Below are 545 nucleotides of genomic sequence, written 5' to 3'. Positions count from 1 at the left end.
CCCGAAGACTATGACAGTAGTCTCAAACGTTGGACATTAGATAGCCTACCGATTAAAACTCGATTCCCTGTGCAATACAAACCTCGCCCCGATTCAAAAAAGCAGCTCGATACGGTGATTGGGTTCATCAAAAAAGCGGACACTATAGTTCATGCTGGCGATCCCGATCCTGAAGGCTGCTTGCTCATTGATGAAATTCTAGATCACGTTGGTAACAAGAAGCCCGTACAACGTCTATTGATTGCCGATTTAAACGATAAGCCCGTAAAAGCAGCGCTGGCTAACATGCAACCTAATGAGAAATTTAGACCTCAGACCAACAAAGCATTGGCACGCTCTGTTGCTGATCAATCTTTTGGATACAACTTAACGCGCTCTTACACTCTCAAAGCCAGAGAGAAAGGGTTTGATAACGTGCTCAACATAGGTCGAGTCATCAGCTCTTTGATCGGGATGGTGAATCAGCGTACCTTGGCTAATCAGGCTCATGAAAAGAGCTATTATTATGAACTGTACGGTACGTTTGATATTGAAGGGCTAAAGGT

Annotated in this window: 1 protein-coding gene; it reads left to right on the top strand. The window is 44.2% G+C overall.

Translation table 11 applies throughout. The annotated features are described in order from the left end of the window. The coding region (locus Q1A70_RS20345) for a DNA topoisomerase (RefSeq protein ID WP_299695874.1) at positions 1 to 545 on the top strand (545 nt) is incomplete at both ends.

The organism is uncultured Vibrio sp. (genome assembly GCF_947488985.1).
GTDB lineage: Bacteria > Pseudomonadota > Gammaproteobacteria > Enterobacterales > Vibrionaceae > Vibrio.
The sequence above is the reverse complement of the archived record's forward strand: the minus strand, read 5'-3'. Positions and strand labels throughout refer to the sequence as shown.